The 22,786-nt window shown below is 67.3% G+C and carries 19 protein-coding genes; 13 read left to right on the top strand and 6 right to left on the bottom strand.

Features of this window, described 5'->3' with window-relative positions; all coding sequences use genetic code 11:
• Positions 1-27 precede the first annotated feature (27 nt).
• Positions 28-708 carry a Bax inhibitor-1/YccA family protein gene (locus QSJ34_RS17795; protein ID WP_285577874.1) on the bottom strand — a complete coding sequence of 227 codons (681 nt, stop codon included), beginning with the start codon at positions 706-708 and terminating at the stop codon, positions 28-30.
• Between the two features lie 89 nt (positions 709-797).
• On the opposite strand from QSJ34_RS17795, the gene QSJ34_RS17800 reads away from it, so the two are divergent.
• From QSJ34_RS17800 to bioA, 4 genes are all read left to right on the top strand, one after another.
• Positions 798-1,937 (top strand): aminotransferase class I/II-fold pyridoxal phosphate-dependent enzyme, encoded by a 1,140-nt coding sequence (locus QSJ34_RS17800; RefSeq protein ID WP_285577876.1) that lies wholly within the window; start codon positions 798-800, stop codon positions 1,935-1,937.
• An 88-nt stretch (positions 1,938-2,025) separates the two neighbouring features.
• Positions 2,026-2,667 (top strand): tetratricopeptide repeat protein, encoded by a 642-nt coding sequence (locus QSJ34_RS17805; protein WP_285577878.1) that lies wholly within the window; start codon positions 2,026-2,028, stop codon positions 2,665-2,667.
• 16 nt (positions 2,668-2,683) lie between these two features.
• Complete coding sequence (gene bioD / locus QSJ34_RS17810) at positions 2,684-3,301, top strand: dethiobiotin synthase (RefSeq protein WP_285577880.1); 618 nt, start codon at positions 2,684-2,686, stop codon at positions 3,299-3,301.
• Between the two features lie 4 nt (positions 3,302-3,305).
• On the top strand, positions 3,306-4,670 hold the full coding sequence (gene bioA / locus QSJ34_RS17815; RefSeq protein WP_285577881.1) for an adenosylmethionine--8-amino-7-oxononanoate transaminase: 1,365 nt from the start codon (positions 3,306-3,308) through the stop codon (positions 4,668-4,670).
• A gap of 26 nt (positions 4,671-4,696) precedes the next feature.
• Here bioA and QSJ34_RS17820 read toward each other — a convergent pair whose 3' ends face one another.
• Complete coding sequence (locus QSJ34_RS17820) at positions 4,697-5,608, bottom strand: MBL fold metallo-hydrolase (RefSeq protein ID WP_285577883.1); 912 nt, start codon at positions 5,606-5,608, stop codon at positions 4,697-4,699.
• 126 nt (positions 5,609-5,734) lie between these two features.
• Between QSJ34_RS17820 and QSJ34_RS17825 the strand changes: the two genes are divergently transcribed.
• From QSJ34_RS17825 to QSJ34_RS17835, 3 genes are all read left to right on the top strand, one after another.
• Complete coding sequence (locus QSJ34_RS17825) at positions 5,735-6,754, top strand: fumarylacetoacetate hydrolase family protein (protein WP_285577884.1); 1,020 nt, start codon at positions 5,735-5,737, stop codon at positions 6,752-6,754.
• A gap of 85 nt (positions 6,755-6,839) precedes the next feature.
• Positions 6,840-8,138, top strand: coding sequence for a metal-dependent hydrolase family protein (locus QSJ34_RS17830; RefSeq protein ID WP_285577885.1), 1,299 nt, complete (start codon positions 6,840-6,842; stop codon positions 8,136-8,138).
• 11 nt (positions 8,139-8,149) lie between these two features.
• Positions 8,150-9,010 (top strand): flavin reductase family protein, encoded by an 861-nt coding sequence (locus QSJ34_RS17835; RefSeq protein ID WP_285577886.1) that lies wholly within the window; start codon positions 8,150-8,152, stop codon positions 9,008-9,010.
• Here the strand turns inward: QSJ34_RS17835 and QSJ34_RS17840 are convergent.
• The 3 genes from QSJ34_RS17840 to QSJ34_RS17850 form a co-directional block, all read right to left on the bottom strand.
• The gene (locus tag QSJ34_RS17840) at positions 8,997-11,354 is read right to left on the bottom strand and encodes an ATP-binding protein (protein WP_285577888.1); all 2,358 of its coding nucleotides are present in this window, start codon (positions 11,352-11,354) and stop codon (positions 8,997-8,999) included. The genes QSJ34_RS17835 and QSJ34_RS17840 overlap by 14 nt on opposite strands.
• Positions 11,355-11,383: 29 nt before the next feature.
• Positions 11,384-12,319: a mechanosensitive ion channel family protein gene (locus QSJ34_RS17845; RefSeq protein ID WP_285577890.1), complete on the bottom strand. Its 936-nt coding sequence runs from the start codon at positions 12,317-12,319 to the stop codon at positions 11,384-11,386.
• Between the two features lie 327 nt (positions 12,320-12,646).
• On the bottom strand, positions 12,647-13,873 hold the full coding sequence (locus tag QSJ34_RS17850) for a homogentisate 1,2-dioxygenase (protein ID WP_285577892.1): 1,227 nt from the start codon (positions 13,871-13,873) through the stop codon (positions 12,647-12,649).
• A gap of 173 nt (positions 13,874-14,046) precedes the next feature.
• Between QSJ34_RS17850 and QSJ34_RS17855 the strand changes: the two genes are divergently transcribed.
• Both QSJ34_RS17855 and hppD read left to right on the top strand, forming a co-directional pair.
• Entirely contained in the window at positions 14,047-15,132 is a 1,086-nt protein-coding gene (locus tag QSJ34_RS17855; RefSeq protein ID WP_285577894.1) for a homogentisate 1,2-dioxygenase, read from the top strand.
• An 8-nt stretch (positions 15,133-15,140) separates the two neighbouring features.
• On the top strand, positions 15,141-16,172 hold the full coding sequence (hppD, locus tag QSJ34_RS17860; protein WP_285577896.1) for a 4-hydroxyphenylpyruvate dioxygenase: 1,032 nt from the start codon (positions 15,141-15,143) through the stop codon (positions 16,170-16,172).
• 121 nt (positions 16,173-16,293) lie between these two features.
• Here the strand turns inward: hppD and QSJ34_RS17865 are convergent, their stop codons facing one another.
• Positions 16,294-17,658, bottom strand: coding sequence for an MFS transporter (locus tag QSJ34_RS17865; protein ID WP_285577898.1), 1,365 nt, complete (start codon positions 17,656-17,658; stop codon positions 16,294-16,296).
• 117 nt (positions 17,659-17,775) lie between these two features.
• On the opposite strand from QSJ34_RS17865, the gene QSJ34_RS17870 reads away from it, so the two are divergent.
• The 4 genes from QSJ34_RS17870 to QSJ34_RS18655 form a co-directional block, all read left to right on the top strand.
• Complete coding sequence (locus QSJ34_RS17870; protein ID WP_285577900.1) at positions 17,776-19,284, top strand: Ig-like domain-containing protein; 1,509 nt, start codon at positions 17,776-17,778, stop codon at positions 19,282-19,284.
• A 44-nt stretch (positions 19,285-19,328) separates the two neighbouring features.
• Positions 19,329-20,567, top strand: a complete 1,239-nt coding sequence (locus QSJ34_RS17875; RefSeq protein ID WP_285577902.1) for an amidohydrolase family protein — start codon at positions 19,329-19,331, stop codon at positions 20,565-20,567.
• Positions 20,568-20,774: 207 nt separating this feature from the next.
• Positions 20,775-22,541 (top strand): NAD-dependent malic enzyme, encoded by a 1,767-nt coding sequence (locus tag QSJ34_RS17880; protein ID WP_285577904.1) that lies wholly within the window; start codon positions 20,775-20,777, stop codon positions 22,539-22,541.
• A gap of 106 nt (positions 22,542-22,647) precedes the next feature.
• On the top strand, positions 22,648-22,786 hold a 139-nt coding region (locus QSJ34_RS18655), incomplete at its 3' end, for a leucine zipper domain-containing protein (protein WP_420798882.1).

Below are 22,786 nucleotides of genomic sequence, written 5' to 3' on the forward strand. Positions count from 1 at the left end.
CTTGGGTTCGAAACGCGGGCGGTCGCCTTAGCGGCGCCGGCCGCCGAGAAGGTTCATCAGCGAGATGAAGATGTTGTAGAGGCTCACGAAGAGGGCCAAGGCGAAGCCGGCCGGATCACCGAAATCATTGGTGCGGAGCATGGCCGAGGTGTCCCAGAGCAGCTTCGCTGAGCAGGCGATGACCGCCACGCCGGAAATGATGAGCCGGAACGTCTCCAGGTGGAAGATCGCCGCCGCCAGGCTGCCGAAGAACATCACGGTGATGCCGACGATGACGAAATTGCGGAGGAAGCTGAAGTCCTTCTTGGACACGAAGGCCGTCACGGTGAGGGTCATGAAGACGACGCCCGTGAGACCGAAGGCCATGAACACCGGCATGAACCCCGCGCCCTGGGCGATCACCAGGGCCACGATGCCCGCGATGACCCCCGAGACGAAGGTGAACAAACCGTAGGCCACCTTGTTCAGCGGCTTCCGGCGGCTGACCGAGGAGGCGAACATCAGGGTGCCGAACTGGATCCCGAAGAGCACCCACCCCAGAAAGCTCCCGGCGACCGGCACCAGGGCCATCGCCACGAAGGGCGCGCTGAGGGCGCCCAGGGCCGCCACGGCGAAACCGCCCATGAGCCACAGGTAGACGTTCCGGACAAAATCGATCCGGGACCGGGTCCCTTCCGAAGCTCCCTGCCACGACTGCTGAAGATCCATGCCACGCTCCAAGGGAGATCCGGACGCGGATCCCTCTCAGATCCTAACATTCCCCCACCTTTCCCTGCCGTGAGCGGCCCCGAGGTTCCGTGATCCCCTCCCCCTGGCAAACGCGCCTCCAGCAACAGGCCGAGCGGCGCCAATCCTTGGGCCGCAACCGCGACATCCGGCCCCCGGCCGGGGTGGATCTCTGTTCCAACGACTACCTGGGGCTGCGACGCGATCCCCGCTTGGCCGAGGCCGCCGCCGAGGCCGCCAGGGCCCACGGCGCCGGGGCCGGGGCCGCCCGCCTCCTGCGCGGCACCTGCCCCCTCCACGAGGATTTGGAGGCCGACTTGGCCGCCTGGAAGGGCACGGAGGCCTGCCTGCTCTTCAATACCGGCTTTCAGGCCAACGCCACCCTGATCCCGGCCCTGGTGGGCCGGGGCGACGGCGTCTTTTCGGACGCCCTCAACCACGCCTCCATCGTGGATGGCTGCCGCATGGCCAAGGCCGGCGGCGCCCACGTGGGCATCTTCCGTCACCTCGATCTGGGGGATCTGGCCTCGCAGCTTGCCGCCTGGCGCGCCGGGGCCCCGCCTCAGGCCCAGGCCCTCGTGGCCACGGATGCCGTCTTCAGCATGGACGGCGACGCGGCGGACCTGCCGGCCCTGCTTGAGGTGTGCGACCGGCATGATGCCCTGCTGCTCATCGATGAGGCCCACACCACGGGCCTGCTGGGCGCCGACGGTGCGGGACTGGCCCAGGCCCAGGGCCTGCACGGGCGCATCCCCCTCGTCATGGGCACCCTCGGCAAGGCGCTGGGATCCTTCGGTGCCTTCGTCTGCTGCGACCGGCTGCTGCGCGACCACCTCCTCAACACGGCCCGGGGCTTCATCTTCTCGACGGCCCTCCCGCCACCGGTTCTCGGCGCAGCTCTGGAAGGCATCCGACTCGCGCGCGCCGAGCCCTGGCGGCGCCAGCGGGCCCTGGCGCTCGCCGGCCGCCTGCGTGCGGCCCTCGGGCAACCCGGTCAGCCCTCGGCCATCGTGCCCGTGTTCGTCGGCGCCGATGCGGATGCGGTGCGCCTCGCGGCCCTGCTCCAGGACGAGGGTTTCGACGTGCGGGCCGTGCGTCCGCCCACCGTGCCCGAAGGCTCGGCCCGCCTGCGCATCACCACCGGCGCCCACCTGGAGGAAGGCCAGATCGAGGCTCTCATCCAGGCCCTCGGCAGGCTCCTGGATCACTGATTTCGCTGCCGCTGGAAAGGCGCCGGAACCCCCGGGCCCCACCTGTGGGAGAATCCTAACGGACCACAGGGTCATCAGGAGGTGCCGCTTGAACCGCAACATCATGCTCGCCCTGGCTGGAGGTCTCGTCGCTGGATTCATCGCGGGGTACTTCGTGTTCAGCGGTGGATCCAAGGAAGAGGCCGGTCCTGTCGTGGCCGCGCCCACGGCCCCGGTGATGCAGGCGCCTTCGCTCGGCGGCGGGATGCCCGGTGGCATGCCTGGCGCGGCCCCCAGTGGCATGCCAGGCGCCATGCCGGCCGCTCCTCCCAGCGCCGAAACCATGGCCCGCATCTCCCGCATCGAAGCGGCGGTGCTGGCCGATCCCAAGAACCACGACGCCTGGGTGGCCCTCGGCAACGAGTACTTCGATTCCCACCAGGCCCAGAAGGCCGTGGACGCCTACGCCAGGGCCCTCAGCCTCAAGCCCGGCGATCCCAACGTCCTCACCGACCAGGGCGTGATGTACCGCCAGCTCGGCCAGTTCGACAAGGCCCTCGCCAACTTCCAGAAGGCCAACAAGCAGGATCCCAACCACGTCCAGAGCCTCTTCAACATCGGCATCGTCTATGCCAATGACCTGAACAAGCCCGCCGAGGCGGAGAAGGCCTGGAACAAGATCCTGACCACGGCCCCCAACAGCGAACAGGCCGGCCAGGCCCGCCAGATGCTCAGCCAGCTGAAGAAGTAGACGGGTCTATCCAGCGATGCTGAATTTCGATGCGCTTCCGAGTCCGCTCTGGGTGCTGGGCACCGGCACGGGCGTGGGCAAGACCTTCGTGTCGGCCCGCATCGCCGAGGCCTGGGCCCAAAGCGCACCAGTGACCTACCGCAAGCCCTTCCAGACCGGCGTGGACCGGGCCGATGATCCCGAAGCCGACGCCACCTACCTGAAGCGGCCGGGCGTGACGGTGGAGAACCACATCCTGCTGAAGGCGCCGCTGGCGCCCCTGGCCGCCGCCCAGCGCGAAGGGAAGACCCTCGACCTGGCCGCCACCGCGGCCTGGTGCCGGCGGCCCGCGGAAAGCGCCCATGGCCGGGTCCTGCTCGAAGGCGTGGGCGGGCTCATGGTGCCCCTCGCGCCGTCCACGCACTTCCTCGCCTGGGCCACGGATCTGAAGATCCCCTGCGTGCTCGTGGCCCTGGGCGGCCTGGGCACCCTGAACCACACCCTGCTCTCCGCCGAAGCCCTCATGTTGCGCGGCTGGCGCCTCGAGGCGGTGCTGCTCAACCCCGGCGCCGACGGCGCCACGCTCGAGGCCGCCGAAGAGAACGCGGCGGTGCTGCGCGGGTTTCTGCCGGTACTGGTTCACGTCCTAAACTGAGGGCATGCCGAGCCCCCTGCCTCCCGACTGGTCCGATCGCCTCGCCCTGGACCGGGCCCACGTCTGGCACCCCTTCACGCAGATGAAGGTCCACGAAGCCGATCCGCCGATGCCCGTCATCGGCGGCGAGGGCTGTGACCTGCTGCTGGCCAACGGCGAGCGCGTGCTGGACGGCATCTCCAGCTGGTGGACCTGCCTCCACGGCCACGGCCATCCCCGCCTCGTGAGCGCCCTCGAGCGCCAAGCCGCGCGCCTCGATCACGTGATGTTCGCGGGCTTCACCCACGAACCCGCCCTCGAGCTGGTGACGCGGCTGCGGCCGAAGCTGCCCGGGAACCTCACCCGCGCCTTCTTCTCGGACAACGGCAGCACGGCCGTGGAAGTGGCCCTGAAGATGGCCTTCCAGGCCCAACTGCAGCGCGGCGAAAAGGGACGCATCCGCTTCGGCGCCCTGCGTAGCGGCTACCACGGCGACACCCTCGGCGCCGTGGGCGTGGGCGAGCTGGAAAACTTCATGACGGGCCTCTTCAGCCCCCTTCTGCTGGCCTGCGATCGACTGGAGGTGCCCGAGGATCCGCGCTGCGAACTCCATCCCGATCTGACGGGCTGGCCCGAGACACTGGCCTCCGCCCGCCAGGGCATGCGCGCCTTCTTCGACGCCCACGGCGAGCGCATGGCGGCCTTCATCGCCGAGCCGCTCATCCAGTGCGCGGGCGGCATGCGCATGTGGCCGCCCGAGCTGCTGCAGGAGCTGCGCGCGCAGTGCGATGCCCACGGCGTCTACCTCATCCTTGACGAGGTGGCCACGGGCTTCGGGCGTACGGGCACCTTCCTCGCGTGCGAACAAGCGGGCGTGGCGCCTGACCTGCTCTGCCTCTCCAAGGGCCTCACGGGCGGCACCCTGCCCCTGTCCCTCACCTGGGCCACCGAAGCCATCTACGCGCACTTCTGGGGCGAGCCCAGTTCGGGGCGCGCCTTCCTGCACGGGCACAGCTACACGGGCAACCCCACCGCCTGCGCCGTCGCCTGCGCCAGCCTCGCCCTCTTCGACGACGAGCCCGTGCTGGCCAACGCCCGTGACATCCACACCGCCATGAAGGAGGCCTTCACGGCCCTCGCCGCCCATCCCGGCGTGCGCCAGGCGCGGGTGCTCGGCACCATTGGCGCCTGCCGGCTGGTTGATCCTTCCACCGGGCAGGCCCACGATCCCGAGTCGCGCTTCGGCTGGCGCCTCCATCGCCGCGCCCTTGATCAGGGCCTGCTGGTGCGGCCCATCGGCGACTGCATGTACCTCATGCCGCCCCTCTGCACGCCTCCCGCGCGCATCCGCGAAGCCACCGAGACCCTGCTGAAGCTGCTGTCCCGCTAGGGGCCCCCGCTCACTCAGGCGCTCACTCAGGGGACGACGGGCACCGTTGAATATCCGGAGCCCTTGGCCTCGATCCGCACGAGGCGCGGTAGGTGGGCGCCCGCCAACACCGCCTTCGACTGGGCGGCTTTCCTGAAGAGCTCCTGCCGGATCCGGATGGCCTGCTCGCCATCCGCATCGAAGGACACGCCCACTTCGGGCCGCTCGAACTGCACGGCGCCGAAGTGCATGAGGTCGCCCAGGCACCAGAGCTCGCGGCCTTCGGAGCTGAAGGCGTAGACCGTGTGCCCCCCCGTGTGACCGTGGGCCGCGATGGCGCGAAGGCCTGGCAGCAGTTCCGCCCCATCCTCGAAGGTGCCGAAGGCGCCTTCCTTTTCATAGACCGCGAAGAGCGCCTTCAGCTTGGGGATGCGTTCCCGCAGGCGCTCCGGCAGGGTGGTGGGTTCGCCCAGCCAGAAGGCCTGCTCGCGGCGCGGCACAAGGAGCTTGGCCTTGGGGAAGGCCCGGCTGCCGTCGGCCTTCAGCAGGCCGCCGATGTGATCGAAGTGGTAGTGCGTAATCACGATCAGATCGATGTCCGTCGGCGCCACGCCGGCCTCTGCCAGCCGTTCCATCAGGTGCCCCGCATCCACCTCGGGATTTTTGCCGATGCCCGTGTCCACGAGTACGGTCTTTCCGCCCAGGCGCACGAGGTAGGCGTTCACGGGCGTCACCGCCGCGTCCTTGCCGCCCAGCATCCGCCGGGCGTCGGCCGGCGCGAGACCCTTGAGCAGGGAGGCTTCGAGGGGGATCTCTCCGTCCTTTAGCGTCCAGACCTGCATCTGGCCGAGGCGCAGCGGCTCGATGTGGGCGGTTTTCACGCCGCCGGGTTCGATGGCGGATTGCGTCATGGCGACCACGGGCATGAGGAGGCTGATGAGAAGGGATCGGGTGAGCATCGGAAAAGGCTACCCGATTTTCCCGGGAGCCAAGGGCTGGAAGACCTGCTCTCTTCGCTCGCGCAATGACGACGCCAGAGTGATGTTCATCCGGCGGTACACTGGTCTTTTGCCTTGGAGTGCGCGATGAAGCTGGTGACTTTCCTGCAGACTGGAAGCGAGAAGATCGGCGCCATCCTGGCCGATGGCCGCATTCTCGATCTGGGTGCCGCCGAGGCCCGCCTGGCCGTGGACATGCTCACCCTCATCCGCCGCCAGGATGGGCTCATGCCCCTGGCCCGCCGCATGGCCGAGCATCCGCCGGCCCATGCCCTCGTGGATCCGGCCTCCGTGCAGCTGCTGGCACCCATCCCGCGCCCCGTCTCCATGCGGGACGGCTACGCCTTCCGCCAGCACGTCTCCACCGCCCGCCGCAACCGCGGCCTCGACATGATTCCCGAGTTCGACCTCTTCCCCGTCACCTACTTCACCAACCACCTGGCGGTCACGGGCCCCGGCGAAGTGAGGGTGCAGGACCACCATCTGGTGCGCCTGGATTTCGAGCTGGAGGTGGCCATCGTCACCGGCCGCCCCCTGCGGAACGCCACCCTGGAAGAGGCCGACGATGCCATCTTCGGATACATGGTGATGAACGACTGGAGCGCTCGCATGCTCCAGATGGAGGAGATGAAGCTCTCTCTCGGCCCCTGCAAGGGCAAGGATTTTGCGACCAGTCTCGGCCCCTGGCTCGTGACCAAGGACGAGCTGAAGCTGGAAAAGACCCCCAAGGGCGAGATCCTGCATGCGCCCATGACCTGCACGGTCAATGGACAGCGATTGTCCAACGGCGACGTCGACAGCATGAACTGGACCTTTGCGCAGATCCTGCAGCGGACGAGCTACGGCATCCAGATGCACCCGGGCGAAGTCATCGGCAGCGGCACCGTGGGGACGGGCTGCCTGCTCGAACTGAACGGCTCCAAGATCACCGACAACCTGTGGCTCAAGGCCGGCGACGAGGTCGTCATGGAGATCGAGGGCCTGGGCCGCCTCGTGAACACGGTCGTCCACGTGCCCGAGCGCCTGAGCGACATGCCGCCGCACCTGGTGGGCGGAACGCTTCCGGACCTCTACGCCGGCTCGCCCTCGGGCGAAGCCGGGGAGTGATCCCCATCCGGATGGCGGTCGAAACCGTCGCCCAAACAGTCGCCCAGTCGTTGCCCAATGGCCTTCCCTGGACCATGATGGCGGCATGATCCGGCCCCTGAAGCTCCGTCACCTGGTCGTCCTCCTGATGGGCCTGGCCCTCGCCGCCCAGGAACCTTCGCTCATCCGGGCGGGGCGCCTGCTGGATGTGCGCACGGGACAGGTGCAGACGGATCGCGGGCTGCTCATCCAGGCGGGCCGCATCGCCGCCAGCGGGCCCTGGGCGCAGGTTTCGGCCTCGGCACCCAAGGGCGCGACCGTCCTCGACCTCTCGGACCAGTTCGTCCTGCCGGGCCTCATCGAGGCCCACACCCACGTGCTGCTGCAGGGCAATCGCCTCAGCCAGGACTACGCCGACCAGATCCTCAAGGAGAGCGTGCCCTATCGCACCCTGCGCGGGGCGGTGGCGGCGCGTTCGGCCCTGTTGTGGGGTTTCACGACCCTGCGGGATCTGGGCAGCGAAGGTGCGGGATACGCGGACGTGGATCTGAAGAAGGCCATCGAGGCCGGCGTCATCCCCGGCCCGCGGCTCTTCGTGGCCGGTCGCGCCTTTTCGGCCACCGGCACCTACCCGCTGCAGAACTACGCCTGGGAGCTGGACCTGCCCTCGGGCGTGCGCGTGGTGGATGGCGTGGAGCCCATCCGCCAGGCCGTGCGCGACGAAGTGCGGCGCGGCATCGATTGGGTGAAGGTCTACGTGGACCGCAGCGCCTACCTCGGCGACGACGGACGCCTGCGCTCCCTGACCAACTACCGGCCCGAGGAGCTGAAGGCCTTCGTGGAGGAGGCCCACCGCCTCGGCAAACGCACCTCGGCCCACGTGAAGGGCTGGGATGGCATCGACGCGGCGCTAACCGCGGGCTTCGACACGCTGGAGCACGCCGACGGCTTCACGGACGATCTGCTGGAGCGCGCCCTGAAGCAGGGCACCTTCTGGTGCCCCACCATCTACGCGGGCGTCTGGGTGGCCGACGGACGGGGCCCCCTCGGCCACCTGTATCCGAAGCTCCTCGCTGCGGCCTTCCGCAAGGGGCTCGCCAAGGGCGTGAAGATCGCCCTCGGCAGCGATGCGGGCGCCTTCCCCTGGACCGAGAACCCCGCCAAAGAACTGGCCCTGATGGTCGATCGCGGCATGACACCCCTGCAGGCCCTGCAATCCGCCACCCTCGTCGCCGCGGACCTGCTGGGCGCGAAGGATCTGGGCACCCTGGAACCCGGTGCCCATGCGGATCTCATCGCTCTCGCCGAAGACCCCACGAAGGACATCACGGCGCTCCAGCGCCTGCGCACCGTCGTCAAGGGCGGCGCCGTGATCCGCGGGGACCGCAGCCGTCCGAACCAGTGAGGTTTGCCACCATGAGCCATCGCACGATCCTCCCCGCCGACCTGAGCCCCATCGAGACCAACGCCCTGCTCTGTGGCGGCGTGGCCCCGCGCCCCATCGCACTCGCCTCCACATGCAGCGCGGAGGGCGTGCGGAACCTGTCGCCCTTCAGCTTCTTCAACGCCTTCGGATCGAATCCCCCGACCGTGGCCTTCGCGCCCAACCGCCGTGGTCGCGACGGCACGGTGAAGCACACCTACCTGAACGCCGTGGCCACGGGGGAATTCGTCATCGCGGCCGTGAGCCACGCGATGTTGCATCAGATGAATGTCGCCAGCGCCGAATGGCCCGATGGCGTCGACGAGTTCCCCAAGTGCGGCCTGACACCCGTGCCCGCGCTCCACGTGCAGCCCGCCCTCGTGGGCGAAAGCCCCTTCCAGATGGAGTGCCGACTGAAGCAGGTGGTGGAACTGGGCGAAGGGCCCGGTTCCGGCCTCATGATCCTCGGCGAGGTGCTGGCCTTCCACGTGCGGGAGGATTGCTTCGTGGACGGCCTCCTGCACCCGGACCGCCTCGACCTGGTGGGCCGAAACGGCGGCGCCTTCTACACCCGGGCCAGCGGTTCGGCGGTGTTCGAGGTGCCCAAGCCCGCCGGCAAGCCGCTGGGCTACGACGCCCTGCCCGAGGCCCTGAAGCGAAGCCACGTCCTCACCGGCAACGACCTGGGCCAGTTGGCGAACAGCCCGAGCCTGCCGGACCTCACCTCCATGACCCGAAAACCCGGCGACCCCCCCGCCGCGGCGGGCCTCGACCATGCCATCCGACGGGCCCTCGCCGCGGGTGACACGGGCGAGGCCTGGCGCCTGGTGGGGCTTCGCGTCACCGAGCGCTAAGGGCTGATTCGAAGTACTTCCGGAGATCCGCCATGCTGAAGGGTTTGGGCAGCAGGGTGACCAGGGGGTGGGCGGCGATGAGATCCAGGACATCCTGATCGGCCCGCCCCGTGGCGAGCAGGACGGGCAGGGTCGGACGCAGGACCCGCAAGCGGGGCAGGGTTCCGAGGCCCCCCAGCCCCGGCATGTTCATGTCCAGGATGATCGCGTCGAGCGGCAGGTCTCCTTCCAGTTTCTCAAGCGCCTCCTCGCCGCTCGACGCCGTGGTGACGGCATGTCCCATCGCCTCCAGGAGGCATCTCACGGAGCCCAAAAACAGGTCGTCATCATCCACCAGGAGCACCCGGTGCCCCTCCTTGGGGGCCTCGGGCCGGGCCCCAGGCGGAAGCTCTTCGGCCTGAGTCGGAGCCGCGCAGGCGGGAAAGCGCATCTTCACGCAGGTGCCCCGGCCGGGTTCGCTCTGGATCTCCATCTCCCCATGGTGGGTCTTCACGGTGCTGTAGACCATGGAAAGCCCTAGCCCCGTTCCCTTGCCGTGTTCCTTGGTGGTGAAGAAAAGATCCATGGCCTTGTTGAGAACCTCCTTCGACATCCCGCAGCCCGTGTCTTCCACCGTGACTTCGACCCGGTCCCGGTCCAGGTTCCGGGTCCGGAGGGTGAGGGTGCCCTTCTCGGGCATGGCGTCCACGGCGTTGATGCAAAGGTTCATGAAGGCATGGGACAGGGCGTTGGCGTCGCCCCGGACGGGCCGCAGGTCGGCGCCCAGATCCAAGGCCAGGGACACCTTGGAGAGGGTGGTGTGCTCCAGGAGGCCCACCTCCTCCGACAATAGGGCGTTCAGATCCAGTTCCCGCTCTTCCGCCGGGCTTTGCCGTGCGAAATCCAGCAGGCCCCGGACGACCTTGCCACCCCGGAGGGCCGCCTTGGAAATGGTTTGAAAGGCCTGGTGGGCGGGACTTCCCGGGGGCTGGGATTCCAGGTTGGCGGAGGCCAGGCCAAGGATGGCGCCCAGCACGTTGTTCATGTCATGGGCGATGCCCCCGGCCAGGCTGCCCAGGCTCTCCATTTTCTGGGCTTGATGTAGGTGGGCTTCGAGGTTGTGTTTGGCTTCCTCGTTGCGTTTGCGTTCGGTGATGTCACTGACGATCACCATCACGCCGATGATCTCGCCCTTCGAATCGCGGAAGGGGGAGCAGGAATTGCTCGTCCACCCCCGTTTTCCCGTCAGGGGAAGCTCGTAGGGCCATTCGAGGGGCTGGACCGATTCCCCGGCCAGGACCCGTTCCAGGCAGGCCAGCAGTCCCGTTTCTTGCAGGAAGGGGAAGACCTCCATGGGATGCCTACCCACCACCTCGCTGGCGGGAACGCCCGTCAAGCCCTCCATGAAGGGATTCCACTCCAGGTAGCGCAGATCCCGGCCGTGGACGATGATCCCCTCCTGAGCGCACCGGATGACCTGATCATTGAACTGGTGCGCCTCGCGAAGGGCCGCCTCCACCCGCTTCCGTTCACTGATATGCCGGCGCAGGCGCCAAAGGCTGGTGGCCCCGCCCAAGCCCAGAAGCAGACACAATCCGGCCAGGGCCAGGGTCCATGGGCGCCCCTGGACCGGATGGAGACGGCTCGCCCGCAGGGAGAGCCCCTGACCCGGGGGCGTCAAGTCCACCACCCGGCGCGGCGTGGAAGGATCCGCCGGCTGGTCCGGCGGGGCCTCTGCCAGGAGACTGCCTGCCGCATCCACCAATTCCAGTTTGACGGCAGCGCTGTGCGAAGGGGGAACGCCCGCCTTCAGGAGCCTTTCCGTCGAGTAGACCCCCGCGAACAGCCCCAGGAACCGCCCCTCTTCGAACACGGGCACCCACACCTCGAAGGAGGGACGGCCCTGGATGGCCTCGAAGGGCTTCGTGTACTGGGGAATCCGGAGCCCCGCCGCCAGTTCTGCGGCCCGTTTGGGTTCCGGGAGTGAGAGCCGCAGGCCCAGGATCTGCTCGTTGCCCGCCCGCGGCGCCACGTCCTGAATGATGAAGGCGGCGTCCACCCAGGTCACATTGATCAGTTCCGGATGGGTGGCGATGTAGGAGGCCGCGCGCTTCTGGAAGCCCGCCTCGGTCAACGCGCCGTGCCCGCGTTCCTCCGCGAGGAGCAGCAGGTAGTTCTCGTTTCCCTTCAGTCTGAACTCGATCCCCTTTTGCGCGGCCTCCGCACTGGCGGACAGGGTCACTCCCGCCCGACGGCTTTCTTCGGTGAGGGTGCGCCAGGTCAGCAACCCGATGGCGGCCAGGAGGATCAGGGCCAGGAGCAGCAAGTGCGTGGTGGGCCCTGATCGGCTGGTCTTCGTAGCCATGGAGGCTCCAGAGGGTTGACCAGAGGCTACTAGGGTTTGCTTTCAAAGGGGGGCGTAAGCGCGGAAGGAGCGCCACTCCCCGCCTCGCGGTGATGCACCACCCGCTGGGCGTAGGGAATCTCGATGCCCGCCTCCCGGAAGGCCACCACGATGCTTCGGCGCAGTTCGCGCGCCACGTCCCACTGGGCGCCGGGTGCCGTTTTCGTGAGGGTGCGAACGACAAAGCCGTTGGGGCTGAACGATTCGATGCCCTTCACCTCCAGCACTTCGAGGGCCTGATAGGGCCGGTCCTCGTGCAGCTTCTGACCCACCTTCTTCAGAACTTCGAACACCTGGTCGGGATCGGCGCCGAATCCCACTTCCACATCCACCAGGGCCCGGGCGAAATCCTTGGACAGCACGACCACCCGATTGATGGAACCGTTAGGTACGAAGTGGGCGCGGCCCTCGGAATCGCGCAACTGGGTGATGCGCAAGGTCATGCGCTCCACCACTCCAGCATTCTTGTCATCCAGGTTGATGATGTCGCCCACGCCGAACTGGTTCTCCATGAGCAGGAAGAAGCCGCTGATGACGTCCTTCACGAGGCTTTGCGCGCCGAAGCCCAGGGCCACGCCCGCCACGCCCGCGCCGGCCACCAGGGGGCCGATGTTGACGCCGAATTCCTGCAGCGTCATCAGCAGGAAGAAGGCCACCACCACCACGCGCGCGGCATTGGTGAGCACGGATCCCAGGGTCTCGGCCCGGCGCTCGGCATCCGAGGTCACCTCGTCGTTGCCGTCGTCCACGGCGCGGCGCACCGCCCGGGTCACCAGCTTCACCGCCCCCAGGATGGCCATGCTGGCCGCCGCCACCAGCAGCAGGTGGGAGAGCCGCGACCAGCCCGAGCTCTGCATCCAGTCCAGCAACCCCTTCAGGCGCTCTGGAGCCTGCATCAAACCCGCCATGCCCGCCGACCTTTCCATGCGCGTCTCCAGGCACCAGCCTAGCAAATCCAGCCTCACCAAAACGTGCCGCCCCATGACAACAAAGGCGACCCAAAGGGTTTATGAAAGAATTTGATTTATCGATTTTTGACGCTTTTTTCTATTCACGGGCAAAATTTGCGACCTAGAATGAGGGTTCTCGATTCGACCCAGAGGTGTCCCATGGCCAATGGCGTTTCCCTCGACCGGCGCAAGCATCGCGGACCCTTCCGCATTTTGCACATGAACTTCGCGGATTTCGTGAAGCGGTTCTTCCTGCGGGGCGCCCTGCGGCGTTAGGGCCCTACGACGGGCCTTCCGGGGTTCCTACTTCCAGCTGGCCCAGTAGTTCAGATTCTCCACCGCCCCCGCGGCCGGGGTGGCCTTGAGCGGGCGGAACGTGTCCACCATGACGGCCACCTCGTCGGTGCGATCCTTGGTGCGGCTGAGGGGGATGGCCTTGGGATGGGGCCCGTGGTGGATGCCCTGGGGATGCCAGGTCACCATGCCCGCGCCGATGCCGTCTCTCGAGAAGAAATGGCCGTCGCTGTAGAACAGCACTTCGTCGTAGTCGATGTTGCTGTGGAAGAAGGGCACGCGCATGGCGCCCTCCTCCTCCTCGAAGGGCCGGGGCAGGAAGGAGCAGATGACGAAGTTGTTGGCTAGAAAAGTGGAATGGGCGCTGGGCGGCAGGTGGTAGCGCGCGCTGACGACCGGGCGAATGTCCTTGACGTTGATGCGCCAGACCGTGAGGTCGCCCTTCCAGCCCACCACGTCCAGCGGGTTGAAGGGGTAGTAGACCTTCGTGATCTCGTTCTCGCGCTTGATGTGGATGGCCCACTCACGAGGCCCCTCCTGGGCCTCGCCCTTCGGGCCATCCTGCGGACGGTGGCCCTCGGCTCCTGCCTCGGGCTCGCGCGGGCCACCTTCTGGCGTCGCGTCGTAGGGCTCCAGCTCCGGCGTATCGAGCATGGCCGGGTCGAAGATGGCGTTGGGCCCCAGCTGGTTGCGATCGGGAATCGTGACCTCGCTGAAGCTTTCGATGAGCAGGTAGCGCTGTTCGGAATGGTCGGGCAGGAAACGGTACGTGGTGCCCCGCGGGATCACCAGGTAGTCGCCCTTGGCGTAGGTGAGCGCGCCGAAGGTGGTCTCCAGCTTCCCGCTCCCGGCGTGGATGTAGTAGACGTCGTCGCCATCGGCATTGCGGTAGAAGAAATCCATGGCGGAGGGCGCCACCCAGTGCAGGGCCACGTCCGAGTTGTGCAGGATGCAGATGGGCGCGAAGGCGGCCTCGGTGGAGCCGAACATGGAGGCGCGGATGGCCTCGTCTCCTGAAGGCGCCAATCCGTTCAGATCGTAGCTGTGGGGGCGTAGGGGGCCCTCGATGCGCGTCCAGTCCGTGACGGGATGCAGGCGATAGAGGTGCGTGGTGCGCCCGTAGAAGCCCTTCCGGGCGTGTTCTTCCTCGAACGTGCCTGCGGGCAGGTCCACGTGCGCCTGTCGTGAGTGCAGGCCCTTGCGCAGGGGGAAGAGCGGCGTTTCCTTCTTCGACATGGCGACCTCGGAGGTCTCCCATTATCTCCAAAATTGAGTTTAATCCCCAGCGGAGCCCCAGAGAACCTCCTGTTCGGGTCACATGATCGCCTCTTTCGATCATGTTCATCCAATCCCTATGCTTTCTATGCCTGCGCCCCTTCCGCACCCTGGAAACAACTCCAGGGGTGCCCATGCAGTTCCGAAAAGGCCTTACCAGCGTGCAGGCGCATGTGGACGTGCCCGAAGGCCTCTTCGAAGAGGAATACGCCCGCAACGGCTTCTTCGGCCGCACGAGCCACCTCTACCGCAGCCAGCCTCCCGTGGGGTGGACGGACATCGACGGCGACCTGCGGCCTGAGGCTTTGCGCGTGCTCGACCTCGCAGGCCTGGGCGAGGGCGGCTACTGGAAGGGCCGCGTGGCCTTCCTCGAGAACGAAGACGTCGTCATCTCCCTCACCATGCTGCGCGAGGCCATGCCCGCCTACGTTCGAAATGCCGACGGCGACGAGGTCCACTTCGTGCACAAGGGCGCGGGCGAATTGGAAACGGACTTCGGTCCGCTGAACTACGAGGCGGGCGACTACCTCGTGATCCCGCGGGGCACGGTCTACCGGTACACGCCGTCGGATACCACCTCGCTGCTCATCGTCGAAGCCTTCAGCGAGGTCGGCATCCCTGATCGCGGCATGCTGGGTCGTCACGCGCTCTTCGATACGGATGTCATCAAGACGCCCGATCCCGCGCCGCGCGAAGGGGGCCCCTTCCAGCTGGAGATCAAGCGCCTGGGCCGCATCACGACGGTCACCTACCCCTTCAACCCCATCAACACCGTGGGCTGGAAGGGCGATCTCACGGTCTGGCAGCTCAACCTGCGCGACATCCGGCCCGTCATGAGCGAACGCTACCACCTGCCGCCCAGCGCCCACTCCACCTGGATCATGCGCAACGCCGTCATCTGCTCCTTCCTGCCCCGCAGCCTGGAGAACGGCGACCCCGGCGCCATGAAAGTGCCCTTCTTCCACAGCAACATCGACTTCGACGAAGTGCTCTTCTACCACGACGGCGAGTTCTTCAGCCGCGCCGGCATCGAACCCGGCATGGTGACCTTCCACGCCCAGGGCATCCACCACGGTCCCCACCCCAAGGCCATCGAAGCCGCGAAAACCAAGACCTTCACCAATGAGAAGGCCGTGATGATCGACACCCGCAACCCCCTCCAGCTCACCGAGGCCGGCCGCAGCGTCGCCATGGCGGACTACTGGAAGAGCTGGATGTAGGAGGCCCCATGACGACTCAGCCCAACCCCCTCGGCCTCCGCGGCATCGAGTTCACGGAGTTCTGCGGCCCCAGCACCACGGAACTGGAGCGGCTCTTCCTCGCCTTCGGCTTTTCGCGCACCCATCAGCATCCCGCCAAGCGCATCACCTGCTACCGGCAGAACGACATCACCTTCCTGCTCAACGACGAGGCGACGGGCTTCTCCCGCGCCTTCGCACAGAAGCACGGGCCGGCCATCTCCAGCATGGGCTGGCGCGTAGACGACGCCGTCTTCGCCCACGCGGAAGCCCTCCGCCGCGGCGCGCGGAACGCCGAGGCCCAGGATCTGCCCTACCCCGCCATCCATGGCATCGGGGATAGCCTCATCTACTTCATCGACCGTTTCGGCGCCCGGGGCAGCCTCTACGACACGGACTTCGCGCCTCACCCGGATCCGCTCCACCAGTCCGACAAGGGCTTCCTCGCCGTCGATCACCTCACCAACAACGTGCCGCCCGGCACCATGGAGCAATGGGCCGACTTCTACAAGCAGGTCTTCGGCTTCTTCGAGGTGCGCTACTTCGACATCAAGGGCATGAAGACGGGCCTCACCTCGTACGCCCTGCGCTCACCCGATGGCAGCTTCTGCATCCCCATCAACCAGCCCAAGTCCGACAAGGATCAGATCGCCGAGTACCTGCGCGAGTACGACGGCCCCGGCGTCCAGCACCTGGCCTTCGCCACCCGCGACATCCTCGCCTCCCTCGACGCCATGCGGGACACGCCCATCGAAACCCTCGACATCGATCCCGACTACTACGCCGAGGTCTTCCAGCGCGTGCCCGGCGTGCGCGAGGATCCCCAGCGCATCCAGGCCCACAAGGTGCTGGTGGACGGCAACGAGAACGGCTACCTGCTGCAGATCTTCACGAAGAACATCATCGGCCCCATCTTCATCGAGATCATCCAGCGCGAGAACGACCTGGGCTTCGGCGAAGGCAACTTCACCGCCCTCTTCCGCTCCATCGAACGCGACCAGCAGCGCCGCGGCGTGATCTGAAAAACCCGAACCGCGAATGGCGCGAAAATGCCCTTCGGGCACGCGAATAAAAGCAACAGACTTACTTTCTTTCTTTCTTCTTTATTCGCGCCCATTCGCGTCATTCGCGGTTCATCTTTTTTTAGCTCTGCCTCTGCAGCCAGCGGTTGTAGAACCACAGGCTGAGGGCGCTGCCGAGGCCGAAGAGGGTGAGGAGGATCCAGCCCGCGGCGGCCGCTTTCGGATCGAGCCGCAGGAGTCCGCTGGGCAGCTTCACGGCGCCGGCGCACATGATGCGGTTGAAGATCCAGGCGCCCGCCGGGCCGCCCACCAGGCTGCCCAGGGCCATGGGCAGGTTGGCGTAGCCGAGGAAGAGACCCTCCTGGCCCTTGGGCGCGAGGGAGCCGATGTATTCGTAGAGCCGGGCGGCGGCGAAGAGCTCGCCGAAGGCGATGAGGGCCACGGTCATCACGATGAAGAGGCTGCCCACGGGCAGCAGCACGCGGGCCGTCACGCCCCCGGCCATGAAGAGCGGCGCCACGTTGATGAGCATGGCGAGGCCGATGATGACCGTGCCCACGATGATGGACTTGATGGGCGGCAGCTTGCCGAAGGCCTTCGTGATCGCCAGCTGGAACAGCACGATGGTCAGCGGGTTCGCCATGGTGTAGAGGTCCATGGCCGGGCTCAGCTCCACGGTCTTCTTCACGTAGAGCGGCAGCACGTTGTAGACCTGGTTGTAGATGAAATAGAAGCCGCTGCTCACCACGAGGAACATGCTGAAACGGCCGCTGCCGAGCACCTTGAAGATGCCGAAGAACACTTCGGAGACGCTGCGCTTGGGCTTGGCGGGATCCACGGCGGCTTCGGGATCGCGGTAGCGCAGCAGCACCGTGAGGAAGGCCAGCACCGAGGCGATCATGGAGACGATGAAGATGGTGTCGAGCCGGCCCAGCTTGGTGCGCACGAAGAAGGCCGTGAGGCGCCCGAACACGCTGCCCATGTTGATCACGGTGTAGAAGATCCCGAAGGCGAGCGTCGCCTTGCCCAGGTGCGTGCGCTGCACCGTGCCCGCGATGCAGGGCTTCACGAAGGAGCCGCCGATGCCAATGAGCAGGATGGCCGCCGCCACGGGCACCATCACGGCCGAGCCTGCCGTGACGTCCTTCCCGGCCTGCAGGGCCAGCGTCTGCCCGCCGAACCAGACCGGGTAGCCCATGAGGAAGTAGCCGCCCACCAGCAGCACGCAGGCCAGGAGAAGGCTGCGGCGGAAGCCGATCTGATCGGCGACGGTGCCGCTGAGGATGGGCAGGAAGTAGACGAGGAACCAGAGCACACCGTTCAGGGTGCTGGGCCAGTAGTCGCCCAGGCCGAGGCGCCCGAGGTAGATCACGATGAAGCTGGCCATGGAGTAGTAGGCCGCCCGCTCGAAGAGCTCCGTCACGTTGGCGTTCCAGAAGCTGGACGGGAAGGCGTACTTCTCGCGGAAGGTGGGCTTGGCGCTCATGAATACCTCCCGGTCAGATTAGAGGCCGGGAGCTCTGCTCCGCGCCTTCCGGCAGGCAGGATTGACATTCATCACAGGGGGAGAACACTCATGGCTTCGGGCTCCCCGGAGGAATCCATGCGTGTGCCAAATTGGGGCTTGGGTTGGGGTACGGGCTGGATCCTCTGGCTGATGGTGGGACTCGCGCCCGGATGCGGCGGCGGCAAGAAAGCCGCGCCCCCGCCGGCGCCCTTCCTGAGCGTGACCATCACCCCACCCGGGGCCAGCCTATGGACGAACGGTACCCAGGCCTTCCAGGCCACGGTTTCCGGCAGCACCAACCAGGCCGTGACCTGGAGCGTGCTCGAAGCCTCCGGCGGCAGTATCACGGAAACAGGCCTCTACACCGCGCCCGGGAACGCCGGAACCTTCCACGTGAAGGCCGTGAGCGCCGCGGATCCCACCAAGTCCGCCCAGGTGCCCGTGACGGTCTCCGTGCAGCCTCCCGCGGGCGCCTGCAATGGCGCGGACCTGGGCATCGGCGCGAGCCTTCACGGCTTCACCGCCTTCCCCGGCGACAACGCCTGGAACCAGGATGTCTCCGCCGCGCCGGTGGATCCCAACAGCGCCGCCATCATCGCCTTCATCGGCGCGGGCACGGGCCTCCATCCCGATTTCGGCGCCGGGCTCTGGCAGGGCGCGCCCATCGGCATCCCCTACGTGGTGGTGGGCTCCTCATCCCAGGCCAAGGTCTCCGTGGCCTTCACGGCCTACGGCGACGAGAGCGACCCGGGCCCCATGCCCATCCCCGCCGCCGCGCCCGTGGAAGGCGGCAACACGTCCACGGGTGATCGCCACGTGCTCGTCATGGACCGCGACACCTGCCTGCTCTACGAACTCTATGGCACCTACCCGCAGGGCGACGGCAGCTGGAATGCCGACTCCGCCTCCGTCTGGGATCTGAAGAGCAATGCCCTGAGGCCCTACGGCTGGACCAGCGCCGATGCGGCGGGCCTGCCCATCTTCCCCGGGCTGGCCCGCTACGACGAGGTGGCCGCAGGCGCCATCCTCCACGCCCTGCGCTTCACGGTGCCCACCTCCCGGCGCGCCTACGTGCTGCCCGCCACCCACTGGGCCTCCAGTAACACGAGCGCCAGCGCGCCGCCCATGGGCCTGCGCGTGCGCCTGAAGGCCGGCGTGGATATCAGCGCCTATCCCGCCCAGGCGCGGGTGGTGCTGGCAGCCCTCAAACGCTACGGCATGATCTTGGCCGACAACGGCAGCGCCTGGTACCTCTCCGGCGCGCCCGACGAGCGCTGGGACAACACCCAGCTGGCCACCCTGTCGGGTATCAAGGGGTCGGACCTGGAAGTGGTGCAGATGGGCACGGTCTACACCGCCGATCCCACGGGCACCGCGCCGGCCATCTCCACCTTCACGGGGCCCGCCAGCATCCCCAGCGGCGCCAGCGCCCTGCTCAGCTGGGCCAGCACCAACGCCACCCGCTGGTTCATCACCCCCGAACTCGGATGGGTGACGGGCACCAGCGCCACCGTGCACCCCACCAAGACCACCACGTACACCCTCCTGGCCGAGGGCCCCTACGGCAGCACAACCAAAACCGTGCAGGTGGTGGTGACGCCCTGAAGGACGCCGCTCAGGGAAAACCTCATCCCTGCTACAACGGTTCGATGCCTTCAGCCCCCATCCGTGCCCCCCATCGCGTCCTGATCCTGCTTTGCCTCACGCTTCGCCTCGGAGCGGAAGCGCCTGCGACAGCACCCTATTCACCCGCGGCCCAGACCCTCATCGATCGGGCCTGCGCGGGCCTGGATCCGGCCCGCCCGATCGTCGACCTCCACGTCCACGCCGTGGGCCTGGGCCAGGATGGCGACGGCACTTCGGTGAATCCGGACAAGTTCAGCCCGAGGCATCCCTTCAAGCGCCTTGAGACGGGCCTCTACCTGAAGGCCACGGGCGTCCGCGACATGGCGCGCTTCGACCAGCAGTACCTCGAGGTCCTGGTGGCGCGGGCCCAGGCCTTCCCCCATCCCCTGAAGGTGCACCTGCTGGCCATGGATCGCGCCTACCACGGCGATGGCACACCCGATCCGACCCGCACGGAATTCCACGTGCCCAATGCTTACGTATTCGAGGCGGCCGCGGAGCACTCGGAGCGCTTCGTGCCCGTGATCTCCATCCACCCCGCCCGCCAGGACGCGATCCGGGAGCTGGAGGCCTGCGCCGCGAAGGGCGCGCGGCTCCTGAAATGGCTGCCCAACGCCCAGGGCATCGATCCCGCCGATCCCCGTTACGACGCCTTCTACACGCGCATGAAAGAACTCGGCATCGCGCTGCTCACCCATGCGGGCGAGGAGAAGGCGGTGGCCGTGAAGGACGCGCAGGCCCTCGGCAATCCGCTGCGCCTGCGTCGCCCGCTGGATCTCGGCGTTACCGTCATCGTGGCCCACTGCGCCAGCCTCGGGCGCAACGCCGACCTCGATCACCCCGGCACGAGCGCCTCCAACTTCGACCTCTTCCTGCGCCTGATGGACGAACCGAAATACCGGGGCCGCCTCTTCGGCGACCTGTCGGCCATCACCCAGATCAACCGCCTTCCGGCGCCGCTGTGCACCCTCCTGGCCCGCCCCGACCTCGACGGCCGCCTGTTCAACGGCAGCGACTATCCCCTGCCCGGCGTCGACCTCGTCATCTGGACCCGCCGCCTCGTGCAGCTGCGGATGATCACGGCCGGGGAACGCAAGGCCCTCAACGAGATCTGGAAGCGGAATCCGCTCCTCTTCGATTACGTGCTCAAGCGCACCTTGAGGGATCCGAAGACCGGGCGACGCTGGCCCGCCTCCCTTTTCCAGCGGGACCTGGACTCACTCGCGCAAGACGCAGACAGGGGCACCGTTTCCAGGTCTTGATGACCTGGACATCCCCTCCCACCGGCACCATATTGAGTCCGTTCGCCGCTTGGTTGACGTCAGGCTTCGCTTAGGTCGAAGGACCTGTTCCCGAGAGGTAGGACGAGGGCCCTCCGGCGAATGCCCCGACGCTCTCCAGCGAGAGAAGGGGGTGGTTCGTCCACGCGAACGCCGGGGTCAAGGACCCCGTTCTGGGAGGGTGCCGAGATGGAACGCTACGGCCTGAAATACGACAACCAGGGAAACCTGCGCACCGCAGTGCCCTACCGGGGAACGAGGCTGCTGCGCCACCCCATGTACACCAAGGGGACGGCCTACTCCCATGAAGAGCGCATGGCCCTCGGGCTGGAGGGACTGCTTCCGCACGCCGTGAGTACCCAGGATCAGCAGTCTCGCCGCGTCTACGCCAACATCAGCCGGAAGAAGGATCCGCTGGAAAAGTACATCGGACTGGCGGCCCTGCAGGATCGCAACGAGTACCTGTTCTACCGCGTGCTCATCGGCCACATCCAGGAGTTCCTGCCCATCGTCTACACGCCCACCGTCGGCCAGGCCTGCCAGGAGTTCAGCCACATCTTCCGGCGCGCCCGTGGCATCTGGATCACCCCCGAGCACCGGGGCAGGATCTACGAAGTGCTGGGGAATGCGCCCTTCGACGACGTGCGCCTCATCGTCGTCACGGACAACGAACGCATCCTCGGCCTGGGTGATCAGGGCGCCGGAGGCATGGGCATCCCCATCGGCAAGCTGGCCCTCTACACGGCCGCCGCGGGCATCCCGCCCTGGCTCACGCTGCCCATCAGCCTCGACGTGGGCACGGACAACCAGAACCTGCTCTCGGACGACCTCTACCTGGGTTGGCGCGCCCCGCGCCTGCGCGGCCCGGAATACGACTCCCTCGTGGACGAATTCGTCCACGCGGTGCAGCGGCGCTTCCCGCGGGCCCTGCTCCAGTGGGAGGACTTCAAGAAGACCAATGCCTTCCGCCTGCTCGACCGCTACCAGAAGGTGATCACGAGCTTCAACGACGACATCCAGGGCACCTCGGCCGTGGCCGTGGCGGGCCTGATCGCCGGCAGCCGCGCCACGGGCATCCCCCTGCGTGAGCAGCGCATCGTGGTGCTGGGCGCGGGCGCCGCGGGCATCGGCATCGTGCGCCTCGTGCGCGACACCCTCAAGCGTGAGGGGCTCAGCGGCGAGGCCCTCATCCGCGCGACCGCGAACCTGGACAGCCACGGCCTGCTGGTGGACGACGAGCCCATCGCCGACGTGCACAAGCGCGACTTCGCCTGGCCCGCCGAACTCGCCGCCAAGATGGGCCTCGGCAAGGGTCAGCCCCGCGACCTGCTGGCCGTGGTGCGCGCCCTGCATCCCACCATGCTCATCGGCACCTCCGGCGAGCCTGGCACCTTCACCGAAGCCATCATCCGTGAGATGGCCAAGCACGTGGAACGCCCTCTCGTCTTCCCCATGTCCAACCCGACGAGCAAGTGCGAGGCGACCCCCGAGAACGTGCTGCTCTGGACGGAGGGCCGGGCCCTGGTGGCCACCGGAAGCCCCTTCGAACCGGTGCACATGGGCGGCCGGGTGCACGTCATCGGGCAGGGCAACAACGTCTACGTCTTCCCCGCCATGGGTCTGGGGGCGCTCGTTTCCGAGGCTCGCGAGGTGACGACCAGCATGTTCGCCGCCGCCGCCCGGCGGCTCGCCGAGAACGTGCACACCGGGGAACTGGAGGTCGGCAGCCTCTTCCCGCCCGCGAGCCGCATCCGCGAGGTGACGGCTTCCGTGGCCGAGGCCGTGGTGAAGGAGGCCCTGGTGGCCGGCGTGGCCCGTCGCCACCTCGAGGACAAGGACATCCCCGCCGCCGTGGCCCAGGCCATGTGGTCGCCCGACTACCTCATGGAGGATCCGGCCCCCATCGAGGCTGGCGATACCTCGGCCTTCGCCCACATGGGGGCCCACTTCGACTGAAGCCGGATCCCCGATCGAACCCTAGTTGTAAGTGCCAATCAGGTTGTTCACCCGAGCTGATCTGGGAAGCTGAAAGTGCGACCAAACAGCTTTCAGAGGTGCTCGGGTGAACCTTCACAGTTCAGCAAAAACATGCCCTGCCAGTCGAGCCTTATTGATCCGACGAGTCCTGGATGAGGGTTGGACGGTCAAGGCTGCCGCCAATTCGATTGGCCTCAGTCCACGCCGAGCCTATGCGTGGTTGG

Source organism: Geothrix limicola (assembly GCF_030268085.1).
In the GTDB taxonomy this organism is placed as follows: Bacteria; Acidobacteriota; Holophagae; order Holophagales; family Holophagaceae; genus Geothrix; species Geothrix limicola.